Source organism: Mesorhizobium sp. M7A.F.Ca.ET.027.03.2.1 (assembly GCF_003999175.1).
Lineage (GTDB): Bacteria > Pseudomonadota > Alphaproteobacteria > Rhizobiales > Rhizobiaceae > Mesorhizobium.
The window spans coordinates 1-5466 of sequence record NZ_RZOM01000351.1 but is presented as its reverse complement, the minus strand read 5'-3'; the positions used below and the strand labels follow the sequence as shown (position 1 = coordinate 5466).

General features: G+C 63.2%; 4 protein-coding genes and 1 pseudogene. 4 read left to right on the top strand and 1 reads right to left on the bottom strand.

From position 1 onward, the window contains the following. From EN750_RS16765 to EN750_RS16755, 3 genes and pseudogenes are all read left to right on the top strand, one after another. A pseudogene (locus EN750_RS16765) lies at nt 1-309 on the top strand (LLM class flavin-dependent oxidoreductase); the annotation flags it as partial. Between the two features lie 253 nt (nt 310-562). Then, on the top strand, nt 563-1732 hold the full coding sequence (locus EN750_RS16760; protein WP_127397071.1) for an AI-2E family transporter: 1170 nt from the start codon (nt 563-565) through the stop codon (nt 1730-1732). Between the two features lie 68 nt (nt 1733-1800). Next, nucleotides 1801-2802: an LLM class flavin-dependent oxidoreductase gene (locus EN750_RS16755; RefSeq protein ID WP_127328151.1), complete on the top strand. Its 1002-nt coding sequence runs from the start codon at nt 1801-1803 to the stop codon at nt 2800-2802. 32 nt (nt 2803-2834) lie between these two features. Here the strand turns inward: EN750_RS16755 and EN750_RS16750 are convergent, their stop codons facing one another. Further along, nucleotides 2835-3854, bottom strand: a complete 1020-nt coding sequence (locus EN750_RS16750) for a LacI family DNA-binding transcriptional regulator (protein ID WP_127267670.1) — start codon at nt 3852-3854, stop codon at nt 2835-2837. Nucleotides 3855-4074: 220 nt separating this feature from the next. On the opposite strand from EN750_RS16750, the gene EN750_RS16745 reads away from it, so the two are divergent. After that, nucleotides 4075-5466 (top strand): sugar ABC transporter ATP-binding protein (locus tag EN750_RS16745; RefSeq protein ID WP_145967717.1); only part of this gene is annotated, 1392 nt, incomplete at its 3' end.

Sequence of the window (5466 nt, the reverse complement as noted above, 5' to 3'; positions counted from 1 at the left end):
CCGCAGGCGGAGGTGATGAACCGCATCGGCCGCGAGCGTGGCTGGGGTCCGACATCCCAAGCGCATTTCGACCAGTCGCGCGGCCCGAACGGCGCGTTGTTCGTCGGCGGTCCCGAGCAAGTGGCCGAGAAGATCGTCGCCCAGCACAAGGTCTTCGGCAATGACCGATTCCTGCTGCAAATGGCGATCGGCACCATGCCGCATGCCAAGATCATGAAGGCGATCGAACTCTACGGCACCAGGGTGGCGCCGATCGTGCGCAAGGAAACAGCCAGGGCTGCCACAGCCGTCACCGCGCCGGCAGCCTGACGGAAATGTCGGCTGCTGGCTGCTACCATTGAGAAGGGCCGGATTTTTCGTTCTCGTCGCCACGACATTCGGAAGAAAGCCAAATCTTTCTTCCAACTCCGTGAGTGCAGGCCTGGATGCTGCGGCGCGCTCTGATTTCCGGACCCGTGCAAACGGGCCTCATTCCGGAAGCCGGCTCATGGAACCTGCGCCCATAACTCTGCGTTCATGCAAGCAATAGCCGATCGCCGAGGGCGCCGGCTCGAGGGTGAGCATGAAAACCGAACCCGCTGCCTTGGGCCGCGCCATCGCCGACGAGTCGGATTCGCGCGTTGCGGCCCGCGCCGACACGCATCTGATGCGCTCGCTGCTCGTCGGCATTTTCCTGTTCATGGCCATCTATGCGCTCTACTTCGCTCGCGCTTTCTTCATGCCGGTCATTCTGGCTTTCCTGCTGGCGCTGACGCTGACGCCGATCGTTAGGCTCCTGCGCAGGCACGGCATCTCCGAAGTGGTTTCGGCGACCCTTCTGGTGCTGTTGTCGATCTGCATCTTTGCCAGCGTAGGCTACCTCCTCAGCGGACCGATCATCGACCTCATCAACAACACCTCTTCGATAGGCCAGCAACTTGCCGAACGGCTGGCGCAATTGCGCCGCCCACTCGAGAAGATCATGCAGATTTCGCATCAGATCGAACAGCTGACCCAGACGTCGCAGGAGCCGGGCATCCAGAGGGTGGCGATGGCGCAGTCCGGCATCCTGTCGGCGGCCGCCAGCAACATCCTGTCGGCCGGAACAGGCCTGACCATCATCTTCGTGATGTCGCTGTTCCTGCTCGCCTCCGGGACGATGTTCTATGAAAAGATCATCCAGTCCTTCGCCAGCCTCAGCGAAAAGAAACGGGCGCTGCGCGTCGTCTATGACGTCGAGCGCGAAATCTCGCACTATCTGCTCACCGTCACCATCATCAATGCCGGCCTTGGCACAGTCATCGCTCTCGGTCTGTGGGCGCTCGGCATGCCCAATCCGCTGGTCTGGGGAGCCGCCGCGGCGCTGCTCAACTTCTTGCCCTATGTCGGAGCGCTGATCACCATCGTGCTTGTCACGGTCATGGCGTTGATCAGCTTCGATACCATCTTCTACGCGCTTCTGGCGCCGGCCTTCGTGATCTTGTGCGACATCGTCGAAGGCCAGTTCGTGACGCCGATGGTGGTCGGCCGGCGCCTGGAGATCAACGCCGTGGCAATCTTGATCGCCATCGCCTTCTGGTCATGGCTGTGGGGCTTCGTTGGCGCCCTGATGGCGGTGCCGCTGCTGGTCGTCATCAAGGTATTCTGCGATCATTTCGACGGGCTCAGCCATGTCGGCAATTTTCTCGCCGCGCAGCACGCGGTTGTCGTCGAGGAGGACGACATCGCCGACCCCGAAGCTATCAAAGGCTGATCAATATTTTTGAATTTGCGGCGCCGCCGGATGCTTCCTACATGCGGTCCTGACACAGGATCCCATCCATGACCGCTCTTTCCGTTCTCGACCTGTCGCCGATCGTCGAAGGCAGCGATGCCTCGCAGTCGCTGGCCAACTCGCTCGATCTTGCCCGCCATGCCGAGCGCCTGGGCTACAAGCGTTTCTGGCTGGCCGAGCATCACAACATGCCGGGTATCGCCAGCGCTGCAACCGCCGTCGTCATTGCCCATGTCGCCGGCGGCACCAAGACCATTCGTGTCGGCGCCGGCGGCATCATGCTGCCCAACCATTCGCCGCTGGTGATTGCCGAGCAGTTCGGCACGCTGGCCGCCTTGCATCCGGGCCGCATCGATCTCGGCATCGGCCGGGCGCCCGGCACCGACATGGGCACCGCCCGTGCCTTGCGCCGCAATCTCGAGGCCGGGGTCGACAATTTCCCTCAGGATGTCGTCGAGCTGATGGGCTATTTCCAGCCGGCCGAGGAAGGCCAGCGAATTCGCGCCGTGCCCGGCGAAGGCCAGAACGTGCCGGTCTGGATCCTCGGCTCCAGCCTCTACGGCGCGCAGCTCGCCGCCATGCTCGGCCTGCCCTACGCCTTCGCTTCGCATTTCGCGCCGGCGGAGCTGGATCACGCGCTGGATGTCTACCGCTCGCGCTTCCAGCCGTCCGAGCAGCTCGACAAGCCGCATGTCATGCTTGGCCTCAATGTCTTCGCCGCGCCCACCGATGCGGAGGCCCGTTTGTTGTTCACCTCGCTGCAGCAGGCTTTCGTCAATCTGCGCACCGGTCGGGCCGGCCGGCTGCCGCCACCTGTCGAGAACTATGACCGCGATCTCGATCCGATGGCAAAGACAATGCTCGGCCAGGCATTGTCCTGCGCCGTCGTCGGCTCTCCGGAAACGGTGCGGCAAGGCCTCGATGCCTTCGTGCGCCGCACCGGTGCCGACGAGCTGATGGTCACTGCGCAGATTTTTGATCATGCGGCACGGGTGCGATCGTTCGAGATCCTGGCCGACGCGCACAAATCCCTGTCGCAGGCGGCCTGACAAATCCTGGTACGACTTACGCCGGGGGAAGGCTACGCGCTCACGCTCTGCGCAATCGCGCCGAGCGGACGGCATGAATTGCGGATCATCAGCCTGCCCTTGAGCAAAAGCTTGCGCGGCGGCGCGTCCCTGTTGCCGGCGAGACGATCGAGAAGCAGATTGGCCGCCTGTTCGCCGATCGCCTGCACGGGCTGGGCCACCGTGGTCAACTGCGGCTGGAACACGTCGGACCATGGAAAGTCGTCGAAGCAGGCGACCGAAATATCTTCCGGGCAGGACAGGCCGATGTCGCGGATCGCCTTCATGGTACCAATCACCATCGGATTGTTGGCCGAGAAGATCGCGCTTGGACGATCATGCGAGGAAAGCATCTGCATGGTTTCGTTATAGCCATCGATCTCGTGGAAATTGCCGAAGCGGATCAGCTCCTCGGCGATCGGCAGGCCGGCGGCGTGAAGCGCCTCGCGATATCCCGCCATGCGGTCATGCATCGGCGAGATGTCCGAGGTGCCGGTGATGTAACCGATGCGCCGGTGGCCGAGATTGATCAGATAGGTGATGGCGTCGAACACCGCGCGCTGGTTGTCCAGCACCACGGCATCGGTGTCGATGCCTTTGCAGATACGATCGAGCAGCACGACCGGCACGTTGGCGTCGTCGACGATCCGCTTGAGGATCGCGCCGTCGCCGACGCGCGCCACGATCAGCCCGTCGACCATGCGGTCGAGCAGCAGCCTGATCTGGTCGTCCTGGGTGTTCAAGTCCTCGTCCGTGCAGCACAGCATGACGGCATAGCCGGCCCGGTCGAAGGCCTGCTGGATGACCGAGACGACATCGGTGAAGAACGGGTTGGTGATGTGCGGCACGGTCAGTCCGATGGTGCGGGTCGTGCCCATCTTCAGGCTGCGGGCGATCGCGTTGCGCTTGTAGCCGATATCGCGGATCGCCTGCTCGATGCGCTGGCTAAGCTCCGGGCTGACCGTCGCCGTGCCATTGATCAGCGCCGAAACGGTGGCGACAGAAACACGCGCCGCTTCAGCCACATGGAGCATGGTGGGCGCGGTGGATTTGCGGTGTCTTTTTTGCCCTGACGCTGTCATTTTCGAAACGTTTCGCCACCCTTGCTGGCCAATACGTACGGAATCCTGTCCTTTTAAGCAAGAATCGAATTGCATCAAACGCCCGGCACCTTATATCGGCTTGACATGATCGAAACGTTTAGATTAGCGTTTGCGGGAAGTTGACGACGACGGAAGGGAGGCCGCCATTGTCATGCAAGAGAGCAATTCCCTTTCACCGGAGCACGGTGCGGCCGATCGGTCGCACATCGTTCTGAGTGCCGAGCGCATTTCCAAGAGCTTCGGCGGCATCGCCGCGCTTGTCGATGTCGGCTTTGAGCTGCGTCGCGGCGAGGTTCATGCCTTGATGGGCGAGAACGGCGCCGGCAAGTCGACGCTGATGAAAATCCTCTCCGGCGTCTATACCGGCTATGAAGGCACGGTCAGCGTCGATGGCCGCCCCGTCAGCTTCGCCGGCGTGCGCGACGCCGAGGATGCCGGCATCGCCATCATTCATCAGGAGCTCAACCTGGTGCCCGAACTCAGCGTCGCCGACAACATCTTCCTCGGCCGCGAGAAGCTGATCGCCGGGCTGATCGTCGACCGCAAGGCGAGCAGCCGCGCGGCAGGTGCTTTGTTGCAGCGGCTCGGCATCGAACTCGATCCGCAAGCCCGCGTCGGCGCCCTGCGCGTCGGCGAGCAGCAACTGGTCGAGATCGCCAAGGCTCTGTCGATGTCGGCACGCATCCTGATCATGGACGAGCCGACCTCGGCGCTTTCGCCGGCCGAATGCCAGCGGCTGTTCCGCATCATCCGCCAGCTTGCCGACAGCGGCGTCGCCATCGTCTACATCTCGCACCGCATCGACGAGGTCATGCACCTGGCCGGCCGCGTCACCGTGTTTCGCGACGGACGCCATATGCTGACCGAGCCGATGGCCAGGCTCGACGAAGATGCGATCATTTCGGCGATGGTCGGCCGCAACCTGCTCGCTTCCTCCCAGGAAGAGCGCCATTCCGATGGCAATATCGTGCTTTCGGTCGAAAACCTGTCGCTGTCGAAGCCCGATGCCCATGGCTGGCGCACGGTGATCGACGGCGTCCGCTTCGATCTTGCCGCCGGAGAAATCCTCGGCATTGGCGGGCTACTGGGTTCGGGTCGCACCGAGATCCTGGAAGCGATCTTCGGCTCGAGCGATGGCCGCACCGGCGGCGAAATCCGTATTGACGGCCATCCCGTGGACATCCGTTCGCCGCGCGATGCGAGGCGGCTGGGCATTGCGCTGGTGACCGAGGACCGCAAGACGCAAGGGCTGCATCTGCAGGCTTCGATCGCGGACAATGTCGCGCTGCCGCTGGTCGGCTCGCTGGCCCGCTTCGGCATCCGCTCGCTGGCCGGCGAGCAGGGGCTGGCGCGGCAGGCGGTCAAGGCCCTCGGCATCCGCTGCCGGGACATCGACCAGCCCGCCGGTACGCTGTCGGGCGGCAACCAGCAGAAGGTTGTCATCGGCAAATGGCTGGCGACGAAGCCGAGGGTGCTGTTGCTCGACGAGCCGACGCGCGGCATCGATGTCGGCGCCAAACGCGAGATCTACGACCTGATCTTC